Source organism: Pseudomonas fluorescens (assembly GCF_902497855.1).
GTDB classification, from domain to species: domain Bacteria; phylum Pseudomonadota; class Gammaproteobacteria; order Pseudomonadales; family Pseudomonadaceae; genus Aquipseudomonas; species Aquipseudomonas fluorescens_BI.
Genome location: NZ_CABVHU010000005.1, coordinates 349,473 through 372,540, shown reverse-complemented (window position 1 = coordinate 372,540; position 23,068 = coordinate 349,473). Strand labels below are relative to the sequence as shown.

The 23,068-nt window shown below is 59.3% G+C and carries 24 protein-coding genes; 8 read left to right on the top strand and 16 right to left on the bottom strand.

Annotated features, from left to right (window positions below):
- Positions 1 to 24: 24 nt before the first annotated feature.
- The gene (locus tag F8N96_RS13545; protein WP_150798219.1) at positions 25 to 1,134 is read right to left on the bottom strand and encodes an ABC transporter ATP-binding protein; all 1,110 of its coding nucleotides are present in this window, start codon (positions 1,132 to 1,134) and stop codon (positions 25 to 27) included.
- Positions 1,131 to 2,051 carry an ornithine carbamoyltransferase gene (gene argF, locus F8N96_RS13540; RefSeq protein ID WP_064679485.1) on the bottom strand — a complete coding sequence of 307 codons (921 nt, stop codon included), beginning with the start codon at positions 2,049 to 2,051 and terminating at the stop codon, positions 1,131 to 1,133. The genes F8N96_RS13545 and argF overlap by 4 nt, the downstream gene beginning before the upstream one ends.
- 381 nt (positions 2,052 to 2,432) lie before the next feature.
- On the opposite strand from argF, the gene F8N96_RS13535 reads away from it, so the two are divergent.
- From F8N96_RS13535 to grxD, 3 genes are all read left to right on the top strand, one after another.
- The gene (locus F8N96_RS13535; RefSeq protein ID WP_150798218.1) at positions 2,433 to 2,723 is read left to right on the top strand and encodes a hypothetical protein; all 291 of its coding nucleotides are present in this window, start codon (positions 2,433 to 2,435) and stop codon (positions 2,721 to 2,723) included.
- A 134-nt stretch (positions 2,724 to 2,857) separates the two neighbouring features.
- Positions 2,858 to 4,963 carry a molybdopterin oxidoreductase family protein gene (locus F8N96_RS13530; protein WP_150798217.1) on the top strand — a complete coding sequence of 702 codons (2,106 nt, stop codon included), beginning with the start codon at positions 2,858 to 2,860 and terminating at the stop codon, positions 4,961 to 4,963.
- A gap of 96 nt (positions 4,964 to 5,059) precedes the next feature.
- Positions 5,060 to 5,401, top strand: coding sequence for a Grx4 family monothiol glutaredoxin (gene grxD, locus F8N96_RS13525; RefSeq protein WP_150798216.1), 342 nt, complete (start codon positions 5,060 to 5,062; stop codon positions 5,399 to 5,401).
- A 274-nt stretch (positions 5,402 to 5,675) separates the two neighbouring features.
- On the opposite strand, the gene bfr is transcribed toward grxD, so the two are convergent.
- Complete coding sequence (gene bfr / locus F8N96_RS13515; protein WP_064679481.1) at positions 5,676 to 6,149, bottom strand: bacterioferritin; 474 nt, start codon at positions 6,147 to 6,149, stop codon at positions 5,676 to 5,678.
- A gap of 198 nt (positions 6,150 to 6,347) precedes the next feature.
- On the bottom strand, positions 6,348 to 6,566 hold the full coding sequence (locus F8N96_RS13510; RefSeq protein ID WP_150798215.1) for a bacterioferritin-associated ferredoxin: 219 nt from the start codon (positions 6,564 to 6,566) through the stop codon (positions 6,348 to 6,350).
- A gap of 313 nt (positions 6,567 to 6,879) precedes the next feature.
- Here F8N96_RS13510 and F8N96_RS13505 point away from each other — a divergent pair, with 313 nt between their 5' ends.
- Positions 6,880 to 7,482, top strand: a complete 603-nt coding sequence (locus F8N96_RS13505; RefSeq protein WP_128605461.1) for a peroxiredoxin — start codon at positions 6,880 to 6,882, stop codon at positions 7,480 to 7,482.
- 62 nt (positions 7,483 to 7,544) lie between these two features.
- On the opposite strand, the gene rnt is transcribed toward F8N96_RS13505, so the two are convergent.
- Both rnt and pyrC read right to left on the bottom strand, forming a co-directional pair.
- Positions 7,545 to 8,222 carry a ribonuclease T gene (rnt, locus tag F8N96_RS13500; RefSeq protein WP_064679478.1) on the bottom strand — a complete coding sequence of 226 codons (678 nt, stop codon included), beginning with the start codon at positions 8,220 to 8,222 and terminating at the stop codon, positions 7,545 to 7,547.
- Positions 8,219 to 9,265, bottom strand: coding sequence for a dihydroorotase (gene pyrC, locus F8N96_RS13495; protein WP_138968976.1), 1,047 nt, complete (start codon positions 9,263 to 9,265; stop codon positions 8,219 to 8,221). The genes rnt and pyrC overlap by 4 nt, the downstream gene beginning before the upstream one ends.
- 159 nt (positions 9,266 to 9,424) lie before the next feature.
- Here pyrC and F8N96_RS13490 point away from each other — a divergent pair, with 159 nt between their 5' ends.
- Positions 9,425 to 10,333, top strand: coding sequence for a flagellar protein MotY (locus F8N96_RS13490; protein ID WP_150798214.1), 909 nt, complete (start codon positions 9,425 to 9,427; stop codon positions 10,331 to 10,333).
- 129 nt (positions 10,334 to 10,462) lie between these two features.
- Positions 10,463 to 11,680: an argininosuccinate synthase gene (locus F8N96_RS13485; RefSeq protein ID WP_007898502.1), complete on the top strand. Its 1,218-nt coding sequence runs from the start codon at positions 10,463 to 10,465 to the stop codon at positions 11,678 to 11,680.
- Between the two features lie 149 nt (positions 11,681 to 11,829).
- On the opposite strand, the gene F8N96_RS13480 is transcribed toward F8N96_RS13485, so the two are convergent.
- Positions 11,830 to 12,528, bottom strand: a complete 699-nt coding sequence (locus tag F8N96_RS13480) for a hypothetical protein (protein ID WP_150798213.1) — start codon at positions 12,526 to 12,528, stop codon at positions 11,830 to 11,832.
- 496 nt (positions 12,529 to 13,024) lie between these two features.
- Between F8N96_RS13480 and F8N96_RS13475 the strand changes: the two genes are divergently transcribed.
- Positions 13,025 to 13,651, top strand: a complete 627-nt coding sequence (locus tag F8N96_RS13475; RefSeq protein ID WP_150763750.1) for a response regulator transcription factor — start codon at positions 13,025 to 13,027, stop codon at positions 13,649 to 13,651.
- Positions 13,652 to 13,739: 88 nt separating this feature from the next.
- Here the strand turns inward: F8N96_RS13475 and F8N96_RS13470 are convergent, their stop codons facing one another.
- From F8N96_RS13470 to metG, 8 genes are all read right to left on the bottom strand, one after another.
- Positions 13,740 to 13,919 (bottom strand): PA3496 family putative envelope integrity protein, encoded by a 180-nt coding sequence (locus tag F8N96_RS13470; RefSeq protein WP_150798212.1) that lies wholly within the window; start codon positions 13,917 to 13,919, stop codon positions 13,740 to 13,742.
- Between the two features lie 107 nt (positions 13,920 to 14,026).
- On the bottom strand, positions 14,027 to 14,665 hold the full coding sequence (gene nth, locus F8N96_RS13465; protein WP_150798211.1) for an endonuclease III: 639 nt from the start codon (positions 14,663 to 14,665) through the stop codon (positions 14,027 to 14,029).
- Between the two features lie 25 nt (positions 14,666 to 14,690).
- The gene (locus F8N96_RS13460; RefSeq protein ID WP_150798210.1) at positions 14,691 to 15,278 is read right to left on the bottom strand and encodes an Rnf-Nqr domain containing protein; all 588 of its coding nucleotides are present in this window, start codon (positions 15,276 to 15,278) and stop codon (positions 14,691 to 14,693) included.
- On the bottom strand, positions 15,271 to 15,882 hold the full coding sequence (locus tag F8N96_RS13455; protein ID WP_150798209.1) for an RnfABCDGE type electron transport complex subunit G: 612 nt from the start codon (positions 15,880 to 15,882) through the stop codon (positions 15,271 to 15,273). Before F8N96_RS13455 ends, F8N96_RS13460 begins: the two co-directional genes overlap by 8 nt.
- A complete protein-coding gene (locus F8N96_RS13450; protein ID WP_150798208.1) occupies positions 15,879 to 16,871 on the bottom strand; it encodes an RnfABCDGE type electron transport complex subunit D in 993 nt (330 codons plus the stop codon). Before F8N96_RS13450 ends, F8N96_RS13455 begins: the two co-directional genes overlap by 4 nt.
- Entirely contained in the window at positions 16,858 to 17,868 is a 1,011-nt protein-coding gene (gene rsxB, locus F8N96_RS13445; RefSeq protein ID WP_150798207.1) for an electron transport complex subunit RsxB, read from the bottom strand. The genes F8N96_RS13450 and rsxB overlap by 14 nt, the downstream gene beginning before the upstream one ends.
- Positions 17,865 to 18,434: an electron transport complex protein RnfA gene (locus F8N96_RS13440; protein WP_150798206.1), complete on the bottom strand. Its 570-nt coding sequence runs from the start codon at positions 18,432 to 18,434 to the stop codon at positions 17,865 to 17,867. The genes rsxB and F8N96_RS13440 overlap by 4 nt, the downstream gene beginning before the upstream one ends.
- A gap of 144 nt (positions 18,435 to 18,578) precedes the next feature.
- Positions 18,579 to 20,630 carry a methionine--tRNA ligase gene (metG, locus tag F8N96_RS13435; protein WP_150798205.1) on the bottom strand — a complete coding sequence of 684 codons (2,052 nt, stop codon included), beginning with the start codon at positions 20,628 to 20,630 and terminating at the stop codon, positions 18,579 to 18,581.
- Positions 20,631 to 20,967: 337 nt separating this feature from the next.
- On the opposite strand from metG, the gene apbC reads away from it, so the two are divergent.
- A complete protein-coding gene (apbC, locus tag F8N96_RS13430) occupies positions 20,968 to 22,062 on the top strand; it encodes an iron-sulfur cluster carrier protein ApbC (protein WP_150798204.1) in 1,095 nt (364 codons plus the stop codon).
- Between the two features lie 148 nt (positions 22,063 to 22,210).
- On the opposite strand, the gene F8N96_RS13425 is transcribed toward apbC, so the two are convergent.
- Positions 22,211 to 22,969, bottom strand: a complete 759-nt coding sequence (locus F8N96_RS13425; RefSeq protein WP_150798203.1) for an SDR family oxidoreductase — start codon at positions 22,967 to 22,969, stop codon at positions 22,211 to 22,213.
- Between the last annotated feature and the right edge of the window lie 99 nt (positions 22,970 to 23,068).

Genomic DNA, 23,068 nt, shown 5'->3' with positions numbered 1-23,068 from the left:
GCCGGCTCCTACAGATTCCAGATTTCAGCTGGCTGTGCTGTAGCGGCGCACACCGGACTCGACCAGTGGAATCTGCGCCGCCGTGCTGCCCGATGCCTGGAACAGCACCAGGTGTTCAGCCGCCACACGAATGCCGACCTCTGCCCCCACCTGATGATCGGCATGGCTCGGAAAAATCGACTCCAGCTGCGCGCCCGTCGGCAACTGCAAGCGATACAAGGTCGACGCCCCCTGGAAAGACTTGCCGACAATCTTCGCCTTCAAGCCGTTGTCCGGCGCATAAACGATGTCATCCGGACGCAGCAGCACGTCCACTGCGCCACCGATCGGCCAAGTGTAAGCCCGGTTGCCGCGCAACTCGCCCAGCTCGGTCTGCACCGACTCCGGGCTGTTCAACAGGCCGCGAATGAAATAACCCTGGCCGATGAAACTGGCCACGAAGGGTGTCAGCGGTTCGTGATACAGGTTGTAAGGCGTGTCCCACTGTTCCAGGCGACCCTCTCTGAAAACCCCTACATGGTCGCTCACCGCGAACGCTTCTTCCTGGTCATGGGTCACCAGGATCGCACTGGTGCCGCGAGCCTTGAGGATGTCGCGCACTTCGTGGCTGAGCTTGCGTCGCAGTTCGCCATCGAGGTTGGAGAAGGGTTCGTCGAGCAGCAGCAATTGCGGCTCCGGCGCCAGGGCCCGGGCCAGGGCGACACGCTGCTGCTGGCCGCCAGACAGCTCATGGGGGAAGCGCTTGCCGAGGTTTTTCAGGTTGACCAGTTCCAGCAGTTCTTCGATGACGCGATCCTTCTGCGGATGTTTGCGGATCCCGAAGGCCATGTTCTCGGCCACGCTCAAATGCGGGAACAGCGCATAGTCCTGGAACACCATGCCGATCCGGCGCTTCTCCGGAGCGAGGGTGAAGCCGGCGCGGGAGATGGTTTCTCCGGCCAGCTGGATTTCACCTTCGTGCACCGGTTCGAAACCGGCAATCGCCCGCAGGGTGGTGGTCTTGCCGCAGCCCGAAGAGCCCAGCAGGCAACCGATATCCCCGGCATTCAAATGCAGGTTGAGGTTCTGGACCACCCGCTGGTCTTGATAGCCGCACGCGAGGTTGCGCAGGTTAAGCAGCAAGGGATGGCTCATGCGTGGTGATACGCCGGCTCGACCAGAAACTCGAGCAGGGCCTTTTGTGCGTGAAGCCGGTTCTCCGCTTGATCCCAGGCGACGGCGCGCTTGTCATCGAGCACATCAAGGCTGATTTCCTCGCCACGGTGAGCGGGCAGGCAGTGCATGAACAGCACGTCCTCGGCAGCCAGGTCGAGCAGGGCGCGGGTTACCTGGAACGGCGCGAACAGCTTCAGGCGCTTGGCGGTTTCTTCTTCCTGGCCCATGGAGGTCCAGACGTCGGTGCTCACCAGGTGGGCGCCGCGCACGGCATCCTTCGGATCGCGAACGATGGTCACCCGATCGCCGGCCTTGGCCACGAATTCCGGGTTGGGCTCGAAGCCTTCCGGGCACGCGACACGCAACTGGAAGTCGAACTGGATCGCCGCTTCTATATAGCTGTTGCACATGTTATTGCCGTCGCCGATCCAGGCCACGGTCTTGCCCTGGATCGAGCCGCGGTGTTCGAGGAACGTCTGCATGTCGGCCAGCAACTGGCACGGGTGCAGGTCATCGGACAGGCCGTTGATCACCGGCACGCGGGAGTTGGCGGCGAATTCGGTCAGGGTGCTGTGGGCAAAGGTGCGGATCATCACGGCATCGAGCATGCTCGACATCACGATGGCGCAATCGCCGATCGGCTCGCCACGGCCCAGTTGGGTGTCCCTTGGCGACAGGAAGATCGCCTGGCCACCGAGCTGGATCATGCCGGCTTCGAACGAGATACGGGTGCGGGTCGAGGACTTCTCGAAAATCATCCCGAGCACGCGGTTTTTCAGGGGCTCGAACAGTACGCCGCGGTTACGCAGGTCTTTGAGCTCAACGCCTCGACGGATCACGCTGACCAGCTCTTCGGGCGTGCAATCCATCAGGGAGAGAAAGTGCCTTGCGCTCATCATTGACTACCTTTTTGCAACAGACCGCAGATACTCAAAGCCTTGTTTAACTAAAAAAACGGGCGAGACCTGCGGCGTAAGCCGCACGGGGCGACGAAATAGGGGAAGGCGCGATATTGACATTAAATGTCGCGGTTTTCCAATAGGCTACGGTGTACGGGGATTTCAGAGGGGCTACGGGGTGACCGCAGTAGCGCTTTTGAAGCCGGTTTCCTGACAGCAGCCCGTCATTTGTACACTGGGCTTGCAGGGCTTTGCAATAAAACCGGGCGGCGACGGTCGGTTTCTGGCCTCCAGTCGAGCTTTGGCGGTCTGAAACATTTGATAAAGCAGGGGGCTGGGTTATAACTAAGGTTCAAGCGACGCAGGGAAGGCTTTGGAATGGAATCGAAAGAACAGCAGTTAATGGAATTACTCAGCCTCACGGCCCGCTCCCTGACCCATCTCACCGCGTCCATGACCTCGATGTCCTTCGAGCTGATGCGCAGTAACGATGAAGTTACCAAGGCCGCCGGCCGGCGGATGATCGACCGCATGGCGACCATCAGCACCGGTCTCGACGAGCACTGGCGACTGATCGGCGAGCTGACCGGTGTTCATCTGGCCCAGGAGCAGATCGAAACCGTTCAGGAGATTCAATTGCAGGCGCCGACGAACCTGCCGCCGAACTGATCCGCAAACGTCATCGGCTGGCCTGATGGTCACCGATTCACAAGACGAACCTCGCTGGCGCGACGCCGGGTCACGCGCCATAGTTTTGTTCCCGCGGCCAACAATGCCCGCCCAGAACAAGACAGAGACTGGCCATGACCAAGACTCTCCATCACCGTGCCTGCCACCTGTGTGAAGCCATCTGCGGCCTGACCATCGAAACCACCGAGGTCGAAGGCAGCGTGCAGATCACCTCGATCAAGGGGGATGCCCAGGACACGTTCAGCCGCGGGCACATCTGTCCCAAGGCTGTTGCGCTGCAGGATATTCAGAATGATCCGGATCGCCTGCGGCAGCCGATGCGGCGGGTCGGCAGTGAATGGCTGCCTATCGAGTGGGAAGACGCCTTCAACCTGGTCGCCGAACGCCTGGCGGCGATTCAGGCGCGTCACGGCCAGAACGCGGTGGCGGTCTATCAGGGCAACCCCAGCGTGCACAACTACGGCCTGATGACCCACAGCAATTACTTTCTCAGCCTGTTGAAAACCCGCAACCGTTTTTCCGCGACATCGGTCGACCAGTTGCCCCATCACCTGACCAGTCACTTGATGTACGGCCATGGTTTGCTGTTGCCGATCCCGGACATCGATCACACCGATTTCATGCTGATCCTGGGCGGCAACCCGCTGGCGTCCAATGGCAGCATCATGACCGTGCCAGACGTGGAAAAACGCCTGAAGGCCGTTCAGGCCCGGGGCGGTAAAGTGGTGGTGGTCGATCCACGCCGCAGCGAAACGGCGGCGATGGCCGATCAGCATCTGTTCGTGCGTCCGGGTGGCGATGCGGCATTGCTGTTCGGGCTGCTCAATACCCTGTTCGCTGAAGGGCTGACCACAGGCAGTCATTTGCCGGTGGACGGCCTGGATGAAGCCCGTGCCGCTGTCGCGAGTTTCACTGCCGAGACCATGAGCCCGCTGTGCGCCGTGCCGGCCGAACAGATCCGCCAGTTGGCGCGGGACTTCGCGGCCGCCCCGACAGCGGTTTGCTATGGGCGCATGGGCGTTTCAACCCAGGCGTTCGGCACCTTGTGCCATTGGGTGGTGCAACTGATCAATCTGGTGACCGGCAACCTCGATCGCGTGGGCGGGGCGTTGTGCACTGAACCTGCAGTGGACCTGGTGGCCTCGACATCGGGCGGGCACTTCAATCTGTGGCAGAGCCGGGTGTCCGGGCGTCCCGAATACGCGGGCGAACTGCCGGTGTCGGCGCTGGCCGAAGAGATGCTTACCGAAGGGGAAGGGCAGGTTCGGGCGCTGATTACCGTGGCGGGCAATCCGGTGCTCTCCACCCCCAATGGCCGGCAACTGGAACAGGCGCTGGACGGGTTGGAGTTCATGGTCAGCGTCGACTTGTACATCAATGAAACCACGCGGTATGCCGACCTGATCCTGCCGTCCACCTCGGCGCTGGAAAACGATCACTACGACACCACCTTCAATATGTTTGCGGTACGTAACGTGACGCGCTTCAACCGCGCGATTCTGGCCAAACCGGAAGGTGCGTTGCATGACTGGGAAATTTTCGTCGGGCTGGCCAAGGCCTTTGCCGCGAAGACCGGCAAGGAATTGAAGCCGACGGTCCCGCCGGCGCAGATGATCGATCGCGGCTTGCGCACGGGGCTGTATGGCGATGCGTCGGAACACAAGCTGTCGCTGGCGACCTTGTTCGATCACCCCCATGGTGTCGATCTCGGGGCGTTGAAATCCAACCTGGCTCCCCGTCTGAAAACCGCCAGCCAGCGAGTCCAGGCCGCACCGGCGGCGATCCTTGCCGACCTGGCGCGTTTCGCCGCCCTGCAAGCTCCGGCCCAGGATGAGTTGCTGATGATCGGCCGTCGTCATGTACGCAGCAACAACTCGTGGATGCATAACTATCACCGTCTGGTGAAGGGCAAGCCGCGCCATCAATTGCTGATGCACCCGGACGATCTGGCCAGTCGCGGGCTTAATGACGGGCAGCGGGTGCGGGTCAGTTCGCGGGTCGGCGTGATCGAAGTTGAAGTGCTAGGCAGCCTGGATATGATGAAAGGCGTGGTCAGCCTGCCTCACGGTTGGGGGCATGCGCGACCGGGGGTGCAGATGACGATTGCCAGTGGCCAGCCTGGTGCCAGTGCCAACGACCTGACGGATGAATGCCAGCTCGATGAGTTGTCAGGCAATGCGGCATTGAACGGTGTGCCCGTCACTGTGGCGGCGGCTTGATCAAGTCTGTGGGGAGGCCGAGCATGGCGCTCGGGTTTCCGTTACAATGCGCTACCGTGCCGACCCTTGAGTCGGAAAGTTCAGCCGAGGTGCTCCATGGATATTATCGAAACGATTAAAGAGCAGATTGCCAACAACACCATTCTGCTTTACATGAAAGGTTCGCCGAATGCCCCGCAGTGTGGCTTCTCCGCGAAAGCCGCGCAGGCCGTGATGGCATGTGGTGAAAAGTTTGCTTATGTGGACATCCTGCAGAACCCGGAAATCCGCGCCAACCTGCCAAAGTACGCCAACTGGCCAACATTCCCGCAACTGTGGGTCGGTGGTGAGCTGGTCGGCGGTAGTGACATCATGACCGAGATGGCTGCAGACGGTTCGTTGCAAGCTACCATCAAGGCTGCCGTCGAAGCTGCTGCTGTGAACAAGACCGAAGCCTGATCCGGTCCCTCCTGTAGGAGCGAGGCTTGCCCGCGAACAGGGCGCCTCGTTCTACAGGAAATACCGCGTCATCGTTCTTCGCGAGCAAGCTTCGCTCCTACAAGAGCAGGCATAAAAAAACCCCGGCTCTATAAAAGAGAGCGGGGTTTTTTTTGGCGGTAGCAGCAAGCTTGCTCGCGATGGTCGTTAACGATGACGCGGTTTTTACAGGATAAACGCGTCGCCTGTGAGTCCATCGCGAGCGAGCTCGCTCCTACATAGAGCGGGCGCTAACTTACTCTTCACCCATCTGCGATTGCAGATAGTTCTCAAGACCGACTTTATCGATCAGGCCCAGTTGGGTTTCCAGCCAGTCGATGTGTTCTTCTTCGGACTCAAGGATGTCTTCGAGCAATTCACGGCTACCGAAGTCGCCAACGGTTTCGCAATGCGCGATCGCCACCTTGAGATCGGCATGCCCGGTTTTTTCGATGCGCAGGTCGCACTCCAGCATTTCCTGGGTGTGTTCGCCGATCTGCAGCTTGCCCAGGTCCTGGACGTTAGGCAGGCCTTCGAGGAACAGGATGCGCTTGATCAGCTTGTCCGCGTGTTTCATCTCGTCGATGGATTCGTGGTACTCGTGCTTGCCGAGCTTGTTCAGACCCCAATCTTCGTACATGCGCGCATGCAGAAAGTATTGGTTGATCGCGACCAGCTCATTGGCAAGGATCTTGTTGAGATGCTGGATGACTGTAATGTCGCCTTTCATGATGGGGTCCTGCCCTGTATTAGCTGTCTATAAGGCAGAGTTTGAGCCGCACAACTAAGAGTGTCAAACCTAAGTTATTGAAAGTTAAGTGAAAATTAATCGGAATAAGAATGTTTGTGTTCCGCGTCTAGAGCGTAACCGATTGATTTTCAGGCATAAAAAAACCGGACATCAGTCCGGTTCTTTGAAATACGGTATTTATGCAGCGGTAAATTCTACAGGAAAGGGAATCGCAGCCTGGGCCGATTGTATTTTGGTCAGGGTTTCGCGAACCACTTCCTTGGCAAGGCAGGCGCATTTACCGCATTGACTGGCAACGCCGGTAGCCTGGCGGACTTCCTTGTAGCTGCAGCATCCTTCATAGATTGCATCGCGAATTTGGCCGTCGGTGACGCCAGTGCAGAGGCAGACATACATAAGTGAAAACCGTCGCTGGTTGTGACTCAATTGCGATGGATCTTAATGTTAACGAGAATGATTGTCAAAGTGGTTTCTGACAGCTTCCCGTTATAAGGGCGCGCGACCGACGAACGGTTTTTCCCCAAGCAATGTGCCAGTAAGCGCCGCGAAGCATTTTAGCCTGTCTGCGAAAAACCGTTAAGGACAGCTCAAACACGCAGTGTATGATGGCCGGTCCTTATGAAGCGGGTGCGTGTCACAGGGCTGTCGCCTGAAGGTGGCAGGCTGGCACAAACCCGGAACTTCACGTTTTTACACCAGGAGATATCCAATGAGCGTACTCGTAGGCAAGCAAGCCCCTGACTTCACCGTACCGGCCGTACTCGGCAATGGCGAAATCGTAGACAGCTTCACCCTGTCGTCGGCCATCAAAGGCAAATACGGCCTGGTGTTCTTCTACCCGCTGGACTTCACCTTCGTATGCCCGTCCGAGCTGATCGCTCTGGACAACCGCATGTCCGATTTCAAGGCGCGCAACGTTGAAGTGATCGCGGTTTCGATCGACTCGCACTTCACCCACAACGCCTGGCGCAACACCCCGGTCAACAATGGCGGTATCGGCGAAGTCCGTTACACCATGGCGGCCGACATCAAGCACGAAATCGCCAAGGCCTACGACGTTGAGTCCGAAGGCGGCGTGGCTTTCCGTGGCGCGTTCCTGATCGACGACAAGGGCGTTGTCCGCTCGCAGATCATCAACGACCTGCCGCTGGGCCGTAACATTGAAGAGCTGGTCCGTCTGGTCGACGCTCTGCAATTCCACGAAGAGCACGGCGAAGTTTGCCCTGCCAACTGGAAAAAAGGCGACAAAGGCATGACCGCTTCGACCGAAGGCGTCGCGGCTTACCTGACCGAGCACGCTGCTGCGCTGTAAGGCAGGTTCGAGGCATAAAAAAACCGGCCCTGGAGGCCGGTTTTTTTATGGGGGCGTAGTGGTCAGTCGTTGAAATCTTCCCAGCCGCCCATCTGTTTCCAGCGATTGACGATCCCGCAGAACAGCTCGGCCGTCTTCTCGGTGTCATAACGAGCCGAGTGAGCCTCGCGACCGTCGAAGTCGATATCGGCGGCCTGGCAGGCCTTGGCCAGAACGGTTTGACCGTAAGCCAGGCCTGCGAGGGTGGCGGTATCGAAACTGGAGAACGGATGAAAGGGGTTGCGCTTCATGTCCAGGCGCGCAACCGCCGCATTGAGGAAACCCAGATCGAAGCTGCTGTTGTGCCCGACCAGGATTGCCCGCTTGCAACCGTTGGCCTTCAGGGCCTTGCGGATGCCGCGGAAGATATCGGTCAGCGCCGCTTCTTCACTCACGGCCATGCGCAGCGGGTGATCGAGCTTGATCCCGGTGAATTCCAGGGCCGCTGCTTCAATGTTCGCGCCTTCAAACGGCTCGACGCGGAAGAAATAGGTGTGATCGGGGTACACAAACCCTTTTTCATCCATGGCGATGGTGGTTGCGGCAATTTCCAGCAAGGCGTCAGTGGCAGAGTTGAAACCCCCGGTTTCAACGTCGACAACAACGGGCAGGTATCCACGGAAGCGCTCAGCCATCGGATGGCGCGAGCCACCTCCGCCGCCTTGACCGTCCTGTTCGTCGTCGAAATGGTCTTCACTCACGCGTGTTCCTCCAGCAGGCGCCAGCGCAGTTTTTCACCGGCGCGCAGCGGGATAACGGTCAGCTCGCCAAAGGGCAGGCTGGTCGGGGCGGTCCACTCTTCGCGAACCAGGGTGATGCGATCGGTGTTTACCGGCAGACCATAGAAGCGTGGGCCGTTGAGGCTGGCAAACGCTTCGAGCTTGTCCAGCGCGTTACGCTGTTCGAAGGCTTCGGCGTACATCTCGATCGCGGCATAAGCGGTGTAGCAGCCGGCACAGCCGCACGCGGCTTCCTTGGCGTGCTGGGCATGGGGTGCCGAGTCCGTGCCGAGGAAGAACTTGTCGCTACCGCTGGTGGCGGCGTCGAGCAGGGCTTCCTGGTGCGTATTGCGCTTGAGAATCGGCAGGCAGTAGAAGTGCGGTCGAATCCCGCCCACCAGCATATGGTTGCGGTTGTACAGCAGGTGGTGGGCGGTGATGGTCGCGCCGACGTTGGCCGAGGCCTCGTTGACGAACTGCACGGCGTCAGCGGTGGTGATGTGTTCGAACACCACCTTGAGCGTCGGGAAACGCTCGACCACACGACGCATGTGCTCATCGATGAAGATTTTTTCGCGATCGAACACGTCGACATCGCCACGGGTGACTTCACCGTGGACCAGCAGGGGCATCCCGACTTCGGCCATGGCCTCGAGTGCAGGGAAAATCTTGTCGATGCTGGTGACGCCAGAGTCCGAATTGGTGGTCGCGCCGGCCGGGTACAGCTTGGCGGCGTGAATGAAACCGCTGGCCTTGGCCTCGCGAATTTCTTCGGGCTGGGTACGGTCGGTCAGGTACAGCACCATCAACGGTTCGAAACGACTGCCGGCCGGGCGTGCAGCGAGAATCCGCTGGCGATACCCGTCGGCTTCAGCGGCGTTGCGCACCGGAGGTACCAGGTTGGGCATGATGATGGCGCGGCCAAAGGTGCGCGCGACATCCGCAACGGTATTGGTCAACACGGCACCATCGCGAAGATGAATGTGCCAGTCGTCGGGACGCAGCAGGGTCAGGCGGTCGGACATGAGGGGATTCCAGGCGGGTCAAACTCTGGGGAATGCTACCGGAAAAGACTCTTCCAGGCACTCGCTATCAAGTTTTGCGGGAAGCTTCCGATATCCGACAGGTATGCCGTGAACATCTGTGTGTCGGTCTTTTTGTTGTAAAAGCCAGTGGAGCCTCCCGTGCGCCAGCGTTATTTTGCCTTGCTCAGCGTGTTTGCCAGCCTTCCTGCAATGGCGCTCACGTTCCAGACTCGCCTGGAGAGCATCGAGTGGACGGTCGAAGGTGACCAGTTCGAATGCCGCCTGATTCAGCCGATCACCGATTTTGGCTCGGGTGAGTTCGTGCGCCGCGCCGGTGAGCAGGCGACGTTTCGGCTGAAGGCTTATAACGCGATGATCGGCGGCGGTTCGGCGACCTTGCTGGCGGCTGCGGCGCCATGGCAGCCGGGCCGCGGCGACATCAACCTCGGTGCCGTGCAAATCGGTAGCGGCAATGTGCTGTTCAACAGCTCGCACGTACAGGCCGGGCGCTTGATCAGTGGCTTGATGGACGGCCGCAGTCCGGTGGTGCGGCAATATTCGGGCGATGGCCGGGTAGCGGAAGTGCGTCTGTTGCCGGTCAGGTTCAGCAAGGCCTTCAATGAATACCAGGGCTGTGTAGCGAAGCTGCTGCCGAAGAATTTCGAGCAGGTCAAACAATCCCGGATCGGCTTTCCCGGCGAAGGCATCGATCTCGACGCGCAGGCCAAGGCACAGTTGCAAATGATGCTGGCGTTCATGAAGGCCGACCCGACGGTCAATCACGTCGAGCTCGATGGTCACTCCGACAACAGCGGCAACCGCCTGACCAACCGGGACCTGTCGCGGCGCCGGGCCCTGGCGGTCATGGCGTTCTTCAAGGCCAACGGCATCCAGGAGTCGCAGATCACCCTGCGCTTCCACGGCGAACGTTATCCGTTGGCGCCCAATACCACGGCCGCCAACCGGGCGAAAAACCGTCGGGTCAACGTCCATCTCGCGCGGGTGGCGCCGAGCGAAAATCCGACCCCCGGCGCCACGGCGACGGCGAACACGGCATCGACGTTCTGATCGTGCTGTCTTCGTCGCTCGCTTGACATAATCTGTCGCTTCGTCGTCATAAGCTGTCGCGCCCCTGTAAATTATTCTGCATGACCGGTAGACTTGACGGCTTTCCGTAGAACCCCGTGGAGTGATGGCATGGCGGACGTAAACAAGGTCGTTCTGGCGTATTCCGGCGGCCTGGACACTTCGGTGATCCTCAAGTGGCTGCAGGATACTTATAACTGTGAAGTCGTGACCTTCACCGCTGACCTGGGTCAGGGCGAAGAGGTCGAACCGGCCCGCGCCAAGGCTCAGGCCATGGGCGTAAAAGAAATCTACATCGACGATCTGCGCGAAGAATTCGTGCGTGATTTCGTGTTCCCGATGTTCCGCGCCAACACCGTTTACGAAGGCGAGTACCTGCTGGGTACTTCCATCGCTCGTCCGTTGATCGCCAAGCGCCTGATCGAAATCGCCAACGAAACCGGCGCTGACGCCATTTCCCATGGCGCGACCGGCAAGGGTAACGACCAGGTGCGATTCGAACTGGGCGCCTACGCCTTGAAGCCAGGCGTGAAGGTCATCGCTCCGTGGCGCGAATGGGACCTGCTGTCACGTGAAAAGCTGATGGATTACGCTGAAAAGCACAACATCCCGATCGAGCGTCACGGCAAGAAGAAATCCCCGTACTCGATGGATGCCAACCTGCTGCACATCTCCTATGAAGGCGGCGTGCTGGAAGACACCTGGACCGAGCACGAAGAAGACATGTGGAAATGGACCGTCTCCCCGGAGAAGGCTCCTGACAAGGCGCAGTACCTGGAACTGACCTACCGCAACGGCGATATCGTCGCGCTGGACGGTGTCGAAATGACCCCGGCCACCGTGCTGGCGACCCTGAACCGTATCGGTGGCGAACACGGTATCGGCCGTCTCGACATTGTCGAGAACCGCTACGTCGGCATGAAGTCCCGTGGCTGCTACGAAACCCCTGGCGGCACCATCATGCTGCGCGCCCACCGTGCGATCGAATCGATCACCCTGGACCGCGAAGTGGCTCACCTCAAGGATGAGCTGATGCCGAAATACGCCAGCCTGATCTACACCGGTTACTGGTGGAGCCCTGAGCGTCTGATGCTGCAACAGATGATCGATGCTTCCCAGGCTCATGTGAACGGCGTTGTACGCCTGAAGCTGTACAAGGGCAACGTGATCGTCACTGGCCGCAAGTCCGACGAATCGCTGTTCGACGCCAACATCGCGACCTTCGAGGAAGATGGCGGCGCCTACAACCAGGCCGATGCGGCGGGCTTCATCAAGCTCAACGCCTTGCGCATGCGTATTGCGGCGAACAAAGGCCGCAAGCTGTTCTGAGATACCCGATAGTGTAATGCAACGCGCCTGATTGAATCTGTGGCCTTGTCGTCGACAAGGCCACAGTTCTGAATGGGGGATGTTCTGCCTGACATTGCACTGCCGCGTGCCGATGACTTTCCTGCCTGCCTCTACCCTCTCTTCAATCGCTATTGACTGCCCTGGGTCAATGGATGCGTTTGATCAATGACCGTCACGTCATTTGAATTCAAATTGTAAGCAACATAAAGCGATACACCACTGTGTTTTCTTGTGTTTTTTGCTTGTTTGAATGTGCTCTCCTTCAGTAACCTCTGCGATTCAGTGCAGGTGATGAACACGATGGCGTGCGCCGCTTTTCCCTGTTCCTGTCGAATATTTTCCAGCGAGGCGCCCATCTCGATCTTTTGGCTCATCCCGCGTATGTCGACGATGTATAGGTCTTTGAGTCGCTCCGGCAGGCGCACATAGTGTTCCTGCCCGGTCTGTAGATCCGTCCCGGGTGGGTCCTGTGCGTAACCGGGAGGGGGAGTGGATCCGCGATCAATCGTCGACTGATTTCGGGCCGGTTTTTTGTGTGTCGACTTGGGTTCATTCTTTCCCGGGCGCTCGGCCTGGTTCATGGCTGTTATGAAGTGCTCGCCATCTTCAAAATCGGAAGGTGCGTAGAGCGACCGATAATTGAAGTTAAGTGTGGCAAAGAACAGAAAGAGCAGATAAAAAGGAAAGCTGATCAAGAACCAGACGTAGATATCTCTGTCTCCATCATCAAGGAAGGGCAGGGAGACAGCTGCGGAAGTTTCAGACAGGGTTGCGAATATCGCAATGAGTGTCATGGGGTTGGTGATTCTTTGTTTTATATTTTTCATGTTTTGTTCTCATTAAAGTTTGTCTTTTCTCTTGGGTTTGTGGGAGGGATTTTGGTCTGCTACTCGATAGGGTAACTGCTTGTTAGTGTTTCGGGTATGCCCGTTTCATTGAATCAGAATCTTTGTTGTTTTTGTTTGCTGTATGAGTGGTATACGCTGGAAGGACACGGTTGTTATTGTGCGTCCTGCTCCGGAAAATATCGGTTACTTTTCAGGATAGTTCAAGCGTCATTGCAGGCCGAATTTTTCGCCTCCGAGGCTTTTTGTTTATTTTATGGTTGCAAGTCGAAACAAAAAACTGCTGAAGAATGTCCGGGCGAGCGCCTGATAAGTTTTCTGATGCCGTGTATTCGAAGATTTTTTGTAGGAATAATCTGTGTTGTATGTAGGGAATGTCTCTTGCTGTGGGTGGCCGGGGGGGGCGGCATGCCATGGGTGAAACGACTAGGCTATTGTGCGGGCTCTAAAAATTCGAACAGCGAAATTGGACTTGCCCATGAATAAAGTGCTGATCGTGGATGATCACCCCGTCATTCGTCTCGCGGTGCGTATGCTGATGGAACGTCATGGCTACGAAGTCATTGCAGAAACGGATAATGGCGTGGATGCGTTACAGCTTGCCCGCGAACTCATGCCCGATATTGTCATTCTGGATATTGGCATTCCGAAACTCGATGGGTTGGAAGTTATTGCGCGTCTGTCATCGGCAGCAATGCCAATGAAAGTATTGATATTGACGTCCCAGGCACCGGGTCATTTTTCCATGCGTTGCATGCAGTCGGGGGCTGCTGGATATGTCTGCAAGCAACAGGACCTCACTGAGTTGCTCAGCGCAATAAAGGCGGTGTTGTCAGGCTACAGTTATTTTCCGAATCAAGCCTTGCACACTGTGCGTTCCAGTCTGGGCAATGCCAGTGAGTCCGATATGGTGGATCGTCTGTCGGGGCGGGAAATGATGGTGTTGCAGCAATTGGCGAGGGGAAGGACCAACAAGGAGATTGCCGACGGCATGTTCCTGAGCAATAAAACCGTCAGCACTTACAAGACGCGTTTGTTGTTGAAACTCAATGCGCGTTCCCTGGTCGATCTGATCGAATTGGCGCAACGCAATGGTCTGGTGTGACGGCGGCAACGTTGACGATAGGGGGCAGGCGTTTATCCCGGGGGTGGCACTTGGTAAAAAGCCTCCGTTTCGGGAGGCTTTTCAGGTGTCATAGGTCAAAATCGTAATCGGCCAATTGCTTTTGCAGTCGGCGCTCCTCCAGCAGATTGTCAATGGTGCGGCGTTTGCTGAGGTTGGTCTTTGCCACTTCAACCACAGATTCGGCGTCATCAGCCTCAATGGGGGTGAAGTCGTCTTCTACGTCCAATTGCTCTTTGCCAGTACTCATAAGGTCAACTCCAGGCTAATACTGCCTTTGGCGCTCCTTATATCGACATTCTTGCGGCGGGTAAAAAAGATTTTTTCAATCGATAAATCAAAAAACCTAATAGCGCCTCAATCGTCCGAGGTCTTGTGCTTGTATTCGCACAGGTCTTCAATCCGGCAACTGCCACAGCGGGGCTTGCGGGCCAGGCAGACGTAGCGACCGTGGAGAATCAGCCAGTGATGGGAATCGAGCAGGTATTGCTTTGGCACGAACTTCATCAGTTTTGTCTCGACCTCCACCACATTCTTGCCCGGAGCAATTCCGGTACGGTTGCTGACCCGGAAGATATGGGTGTCCACGGCCATGGTCAGCTGACGGAATGCGGTATTAAGCACCACGTTGGCCGTCTTGCGACCGACGCCGGGTAGCGCTTCCAGGGCTTCGCGGGTTTGCGGCACTTCGCCTCCATGGCGCTCCACCAGCAAGCGACAGGTCTCGATCACGTTTTTCGCTTTACTGTTGAACAGGCCGATGGTCTTGATGTATTCCGACAAGCCTTCGACACCCAAGGCATGAATCGCAGCCGGCGTGTTGGCCACCGGAAAGAGTTTGGCGGTGGCCTTGTTGACGCCGACATCGGTCGACTGCGCCGAAAGAATCACGGCGATCAGCAATTCGAACGACGACGAGTAGGCCAGTTCGGTCTTCGGTTCCGGGTTGTCTTCGTGAAACCTGCGGAAAATTTCCAGGCGTTTTGCAGCATTCATGAACAGTGATTTTCCTCGAAGACAGTCAGTGTGAAGGCGTGGGGTGCGCCCAGGCCTGCCAGGCGGCGAGCAGCAGCCCGAGCAGAATGAATCCACCGGGCGCCAGGATAGCCAGGCGCATCCCACCGTCGGCGGTCAGGACCCAGCCTTGCCAGTCCGGTTGCGTGGCGCCAGCCAGCCACGGCAGGTGGCTGCCCAGTGTGCCGCGGCCCAACAGCTCTCGCAGCAGGCCCATACCCATTAGCAACGCGCCGAACAAGCCACACAGGCGCAGGCGATCACGCCCTGTGCGCTGGAAAAAACCGGTCTGGTCCATGACCACGCATTGCAAGGCGATCAATCCTGCATACCAGCCCATCTGTTGATGCCATTGAAGCGACCAGGCTTGCGCCCCGAGTTCCGCGCAACTGGTCAGCGTGGCCGCCAGCACAACGCCAGCCAACACGTGTGTCGCCGGAATCAGTCGAGCGCGCAAGGCGCCCATGCACAGGCCAAAGGCACTGCTCACCACGATGAACATCAGCCACAAGCCCAGCGCCTTTATCAGTGAGTCCGTCGCGCCGATCAGGGGTGCCAGCATCAGCGAGTTTTGCAGGGGCGATGAGTTATTCATGGGCGCTACTCCCGATCAGCTGTTGCGAGTGTTGATCAAAGTAGCGCAATGCGTCATGAATGGCGTTGATCACCGCTCTTGAAGTGATGGTCGCGCCAGCGATCTGATCGAACGTCCCCTGATCTTTTTTCAGGGCCCAGCCCGCATCGCCCGGTTCCACACTGGATTTGCCGGCAAAGACTTGGAGCCAGGCGTTGGGCCAGTCGGCAATCCTGCCGCCCAGCCCCGGGGTTTCCGATTGCTTGAGGGTTTTGACGCCCAACAACTGGCCATTTGCGCCGATGGCGATCAGTAGCTCGATTGAGCCTGCATAGCCCAGGGTCTGGCTGCGCAGCAATACGGCGCTGGGTTGACCGGCCTTGGTCGCCCGGTAGCCACCCACCAGCATGCTTTCAGGCAAGCCTGTTCGTGCAAGGCTGAGGGGGTGTTCGAGCGGCTGATTGTCATAACTGTCAGGGGGCAGCAGGTCGAGCAGGTTTCGACTGTCGATCAGGCGCTGTTCAGCCGCAATGCGTGGCGTACTGGTGTGCTGCACGAGGTAGGTCGCGCCTATCCCCAGGCCCGCCAGCAACACCAGGATCACCACACTCGACGCTCGGCTCATGGCTCAACCCGCTCCTGCCTGGACGCGGCCATCCGCTCCAGCGCCGGTACGCACAGGTTCATCAGCAACACAGCAAAGGCCATGCCGTCCGGATAGCCGCCCCACGTGCGAAGCACATACGTCAGCAGCCCCACGCCCGCGCCGAACAGCAGCCGGGCACGGGGGCTTTTGGCACCGGACACCGGTTCGGTGACAATGAAGAATGCACCCAGCATGCTCGCGCCAGTGAGCAGATGAAACAGCGGCGAACCATGGGAGTCGGAGCCGGTGCCATTCCAGCACAGCAGGCTGATCACGAACAGGCTGGCCAGCATGCCGACCGGCGCGTGCCAGCTGAACACCCGCCGTTGCAGGAGAAATAGGCCACCGGCCAAAAAGGCCAGGTTGACCCATTCCATGCCGCGTCCGCCGAACTGGCCGAATGCCGGGTTGTCGGCGAACAGTTCGTCCATGGTCAGGCTTTTATTGATCCGCAGGCTGTCCAGTGCCGTGGCCTGGGCCCAGGCATCCGGCGTCTGGCCAAGACTGAAACCGAACACCTGCCGCAAGCCGCCGAGCAGGTCCATGCCATGGGATGATGGCCAGTGGGTCATCTGCTGGGGAAAGGCCACCAGTACCAGGGCAAAACCGAGCATGGCCGGGTTGAACGGGTTCTTGCCGACGCCGCCATACAGGTGCTTGCCAAACAACAGCGCAAAAGCTGCGGCACTGACCGTCAGCCACCACGGGCAATAAGGCGGCAAAGCCATTGCCAGCAGCGTCGCACTGACCAGCGCGCTGCCGTCGCTCAACGTCGGTTTGACGGGGCGCTTGCGCAGCTGCAACACCAGCGCTTCAACCGCCAGTGCAGTCACAGCCGCCAGTATCAGGTTGATCAACACGCCCCAGCCATACCACCAGAACAACACCAGCATCCCCGGCACCGTGGCCAGCAACACCTGCCTCATGGCCTGCTGAAGGCGTTCGTCGGCCGATTCAGGCAGTGGCATGGGCATCCACCTGCTGCTCGGCTTCAGTGACCGCGCGCTCCAACGCTGCAATATGCTCGGCCGGTGCGTCACTGGCTTGGGCTTTCTTGAGTTCGGCGCGGCGCATGGCCAATTGGATCTTCGCCCGATTCAGCTGCGCAGTGTTCGCCGGGGCCACGGGCGTCGGGGCGGGTGGAGCACTGCTTTCCAGTTTCGCCAAGGCTTGCTCGGCGGCCTCGAACTGCTGTTGCAACACGATCAGCTGCGACTGTTGTTCGAACGTCGGCGGGTGCCCGAACGCCTTGAGCGATTTGTTCAGTTGCGCGCGGCTCATCGCCAGATCGATCTTCGCCTTCTTCAGTGCCGCATCGGCAGTGGCGGCCTTTTGCGCGCGGACGCGTTCAAGGGCTGCCTGCACCGGGTCGAGCGTCACGTCACTGTGCTGCGGCACGGTCCGTTGCGCCCGGGCGTGGCGCTCGGCGAGTTTGTGCTGTTCTTCACGCTGCAGGCGGGCGTTGCGCTGTTCGAACCGGCGCCGCGCATGATCGCGTTTGGCGGCGCGAGCCTGTTGCTGTTCAAGGCTGAACGCCAGGCCGCCGACCACCGGCACAACCGTTGCCAGCGGCAGCGGTCGCATCTCGATGCAATCCACCGGGCAGGGTGCTACACAGAGGTCGCAGCCGGTGCATTCATCGACAATGACCGTGTGCATCAGTTTCGCTGCGCCGACGATGGCATCCACCGGGCACGCCTGGATGCATTTGGTGCAACCGATGCACTCGGCCTCGCGGATATAGGCGATCTGGGCCGGCGCCGATCCACGACTGACGTCCAGCTCCAGCACCGGCACCTTCAGCAGTTCAGCCAGGGCCGCGATGGTTTCGCTGCCGCCCGGCGGGCACTTGTTGATTGGCTCGCCGCTGGCGATGCCTTCGGCGTAGGGCTTGCATCCAGGATGGCCGCACTTGCCGCATTGTGTCTGCGGCAGGAGGGCGTCGATGCGTTGAATCAGACTCATGTTTTGATCAGTCCGCTGAATCCGAGAAAAGCCACTGCGATCAGGCCGGCGCCGATCAGGTCGATCGGCAGGCCGCGAAAGGGCAGGGGGATATCGTTATCGAGTGTGCGCTGGCGCAAGTCGCTGAACAGGCCCAGTACCAGCCAGAAACCCAGCCCGGCGCCCAGGCTCATGGCCGTGGCGTGAAAGAATCCCTTGTCGTTCTGAACATTGATCAGCGCCAGGCCGAGCACGCCGGCGTTGCTCAGCAACAGCGGCCAGAGGCCTTCGAACGAAAGCTTCGCAAACAACCGCGCCAGCAGCTTCAACATTGGCGCGATCAACAGCACGCTCAGTGGGAGAAATACAAACAGCCGCAGCGGCATCAGCTCCAGCGGTATCAGCAGCCAGTGGTAGAACGCATGGCTGAGCATGCCGACGATCAGCATCAGGCACGTCGTCGCCAGACCCAGCGCATGGACCTGGCGGCGTTCGGTGCCCAGCAGTGGATCGACGCCCAGGGGCCAGTGCAACACGAGGTTGTTGATCAGGGCAGCGCTGATAAGCGTAAGCAGTATCTCGGTCATGATCGTGCCGGCAAGAACGGGGGCTTTCCAATGGAGGCTGTCTAACTAGGTTAGGCATTATCCGGCAAGGACGGAGGGTGGGCCAGACATGAAAATCCCACAGGCGCGCCAGGCACGACTGTGGGATCGATTTACCGCAGAACCTTACTTGATGCGCTGACCTGGCTTGGCGCCACTGTCGGGGCTGAGCAGGTAGATTTCTTCCCCACCGGGGCCGGCGGCCATCACCATGCCTTCGGAGATGCCGAATTTCATTTTCCGTGGCTTGAGGTTGGCGATCATCATGGTCAGGCGACCATCCAGCTTGGACGGATCCGGGTAAGCGCTCTTGATCCCGGAAAACACGTTGCGCTGTTCGTCACCGATGTCCAGGGTCAGGCGCAGCAGTTTGTCGGCACCTTCCACGTGTTCGGCCTTGACGATCAGGGCGACGCGCAGGTCGATCGCGGCAAAGGCGTCGAACTCGATCTCCGGCGACAGCGGGTCCTTGGCCAGCTCGCCGTTGCCGGCAGGCGCGGCATCGCCGGTATCGGTCTGGCTGGCGGTCAGGTCTTCTTTCGAAGCATCGGTCATGGCTTGCACTTTTACCGGGTCGATACGGGTCATCAACGGCTTGAATTCGTTCAGCTGATGGTTGCTGAGCAAGGTGGCGTGGTCGTTCCAGGTCAGTGGCGCGACGTTCAGGAACGCCTCGGCATCGGCGGCCAGCAGCGGCAATACCGGCTTGAGGAAGATCACCAGTTGGCGGAACAGGTTGATGCCCAGTGCGCAGATGGCCTGGACTTCTTCCTGCTTGCCTTCCTGTTTGTTCAGCGACCACGGTGCCTTGTCGGCGATCCAGGCGTTGGCGCGGTCGGCCAGGCCCATGATTTCGCGCATGGCACGGGCAAAGTCGCGAGCCTCATAGGCGTCGCAGATGCTCGGCGCAGCGGCGAGGAACGCTTCGGTCAGTTCCGGCGCGGCATTGCCCTCCACCAGCACGCCGGCATTGCCTTTGTGGATGAAACCGGCGCAACGGCTGGCAATGTTGACGACCTTGCCGACCAGGTCGGAGTTGACCTTCTGCACGAAGTCTTCGAGGTTCAGGTCCAGGTCGTCGACGCCACGGCCGAGCTTGGCCGCGTAGTAGTAACGCAGGTATTCCGGCGACAGGTGATCCAGGTAGGTCCGGGCCTTGATGAAGGTGCCACGGGACTTGGACATTTTCTGACCGTTGACCGTCAGGTAGCCGTGCACGTTGATCCCGGTCGGTTTGCGGAACCCGGCGCCTTCGAGCATGGCGGGCCAGAACAGCGCGTGGAAATTGACGATGTCCTTGCCGATGAAGTGGTACAGCTCGGCGGTGGAGTCTTTGCCCCAGAACGCATCGAAGTCCAGTTCGGGCTTGCGGTCGCACAGGTTCTTGAAGCTGGCCATGTAGCCGATCGGCGCGTCCAGCCAGACATAGAAGTACTTGCCCGGCTCGTCGGGGATCTCGAAACCGAAGTACGGCGCATCACGGGAAATGTCCCACTGTTGCAGGCCGGCATCGAGCCATTCGGCGATCTTGTTGGCCACGGCTTCCTGCAGGGTGCCGCTGCGGGTCCAGGCCTGCAGCATTTCCTGGAAATCCGGCAGCTTGAAGAAGAAGTGCTGGGAGTCCTTGAGCACCGGCGTGGCGCCAGAGATGGCCGACTTCGGATCCTTCAGGTCGGTCGGTGCGTAGGTCGCGCCGCATTTTTCGCAGTTGTCGCCGTACTGGTCTTCGGTGCCGCATTTCGGGCAGGTGCCCTTGATGAAGCGGTCGGCCAGGAACATTTTCTTTTCCGGGTCGAAGTACTGCGTGATCGAGCGCGTGGCGATGTGCCCGGCGTCGCGCAGCTTCAGGTAGACCTGGCTCGACAGCTCACGGTTTTCTTCGGCGTGAGTGGAGTGGAAATTGTCGAAGTCCACCAGGAACTCGGCAAAGTCGGCGCTGTGTTCAGCCTGGACGTTGGCGATCAGTTGTTCCGGGGTGATGCCTTCCTTTTCCGCGCGCAGCATGATGGCCGAACCGTGGGCGTCGTCGGCGCAGACATAAATGCATTGATTGCCGCGGTGCTTCTGGAAACGCACCCACATATCGGTCTGGATGTATTCCAGCATGTGGCCAAGATGGATCGAACCATTGGCATAGGGCAGGGCGCTGGTGACGAGGATCTTGCGTGGCTCGGACATGGGGCTCGGCTACTTGATGAAACGGAGGTCGGCCACTATAAAGCGCTGGCGGATATTTTTCACCCCGTGCGCCTGTTTCATCTTGTAGGAGCCAGGCTTGCCGGCGAAGGCGGCCTTGTAGGAGCGAGCTTGCTCGCGATGGTCGTTAACGATAACGCGTGTTTACTGGTTAAACGCGGCGCTCTTTAGTCCATCGCGAGCAAGCTCGCTCCTACAAGGCCGCCTTCGCCGGTTTGCCGGGCCCCCACAAATATCGCGACTGTTTGGGCATCCCGCCAGACGATCAGAACAGGTACGATACCCGCCTGATTTTCCAGTCTTGCTATCGGAGTTGCCCATGAGCGCCGTCAATCGCGCAGCGGTGGAAGCCGTCCTTCGCCAATACACCGACCCTTACCTGAACCAGGACCCGGTCAGCGCCGGGTGCGTACGCAGCATCGACATCCAGGGCGAGCGCGTCAGTGTCCAGCTCGAACTGGGTTACGCCGCCGGGCTGTTCAAAAGTGGCTGGGCGCAAATGCTGCAAATGGCCATCGAAGGCCTCGACGGCGTGACCGGCGCTCGCGTCGAGATCACCAGCGTAATCGCTGCGCACAAGGCCCAGGCACAGATTCCGGGCCTGGCCAACGTCAAGAACGTGGTGGCCGTGGCGTCGGGCAAGGGCGGTGTGGGCAAATCCACCACCGCCGCCAACCTGGCCCTGGCACTGGCCCGCGAAGGCGCAAAGGTCGGGATTCTCGACGCGGACATCTACGGTCCGAGCCAGGGCATCATGTTCGGTATCCCCGAAGGTACCCGACCGAAGGTCAAGGATCAGAAATGGTTCGTGCCGATCGAGTCCCATGGCGTCGAAGTGATGTCCATGGCGTTCCTGACCGACGACAACACGCCGATGGTCTGGCGCGGGCCGATGGTCTCCGGTGCGCTGTTGCAACTGGTCACTCAAACGGCCTGGGGCGACCTGGATTACCTGGTCATCGACATGCCGCCAGGCACCGGTGACATCCAGCTGACCCTGGCGCAGAAAGTCCCGGTGGCCGGTGCCGTGATCGTGACCACGCCGCAGGACCTGGCACTGCTGGACGCGCGCAAGGGTGTGGAGATGTTCCGCAAGGTCAACATCCCGGTGCTGGGCGTGGTGGAAAACATGGCCGTGCACATCTGCTCCAACTGCGGACATGCCGAGCATCTGTTCGGTGAGGGTGGCGGTGTGAAGCTGGCCAACCAGTACGGCGTCGAACTGTTGGCCTCGTTGCCACTGGCAATGGCTATCCGCGAACAGGCCGATGGCGGCAAGCCTACGGTGATCGCCGAGCCGGACAGCCCGATTGCGCTGGTGTACCAGGAACTGGCCCGCCATGTCGGCGCGCGGATTGTGTTGCAGGAAGCGGTATCCCCGGCGATGCCGAATATCACCATCAGCGACGATTGACGACCTGAATGTGGTCCCCTGTAGGAGCGAGCTTGCTCGCGATGGTCGTAAACGATGACGCGTGCATCCTGGAAAAATGCGCCGCCTTCAAGTTCATCGCGAGCAATCGAGCGTCGACCGGCTGCTCCTACAGTTGTTCCGCGTGTGCTTAGATCCGCATCCCGCCATCCAGCTCCAGAATCCGCCCGGTGTAATAATCGTTCTCGAAAATGTACGCCGCCGAATGGGCAATCTCTTCCGGCTTGCCCATGCGCTTGAGCGGTATACCGGACGTCATCATCTCCAGCGCTTCCGGTTTCATGCTCAAGGTCATCTCGGTTTCGATAAAGCCCGGCGCAATGCCCGCTACACGAATGCCGTAGCGTGCCAGCTCCTTGGCCCAGGTCACGGTTGCTGCAGCCACCCCGGCCTTGGCGGCGGAGTAGTTGGTCTGGCCGACGTTGCCGGCGCGGGAGATCGACGAAATATTGATGATCGTGCCGCTATTCTTCAGCTCGATCATTTTCGCCGCGACTTCCCGGGTGCACAGGAACACCCCGGTCAGGTTGACGTCGATCACCGCCTGCCATTGGGCCAGGCTCATTTTGCTCATCTCGCCATCCTTGACCTTGACCAACAGAGCGTCGCGCAGGATCCCGGCGTTGTTGACCAGACCATGGATCGCACCAAAGTCGTCGGCCACCTGGGCGACCATGTGCGTCACTTGCTCTTCATTGGCGACGTTGCACAAGTAGGCGCGGGCTTGGACGCCCTTGGCCCTGCACGCGACGACGGTGTCGTCGAGTTTTTCCTGGTTCAGGTCCACCAGCGCCAGCTTCGCGCCGAGGCCGGCGAAATACTCGGCCATGGAACGGCCTAAACCCTGGCAACCGCCCGTGATAATGATTACTTTGTCGGTGAGTTGCATTCGCATACCTCAATAGCAGATCAGAAGGGTGTTCTTCTAAAGGGTCTCTCGATCTGCACCTGACACGGCTTGGTTGCACATGAGAACTGCCTCGAAAGA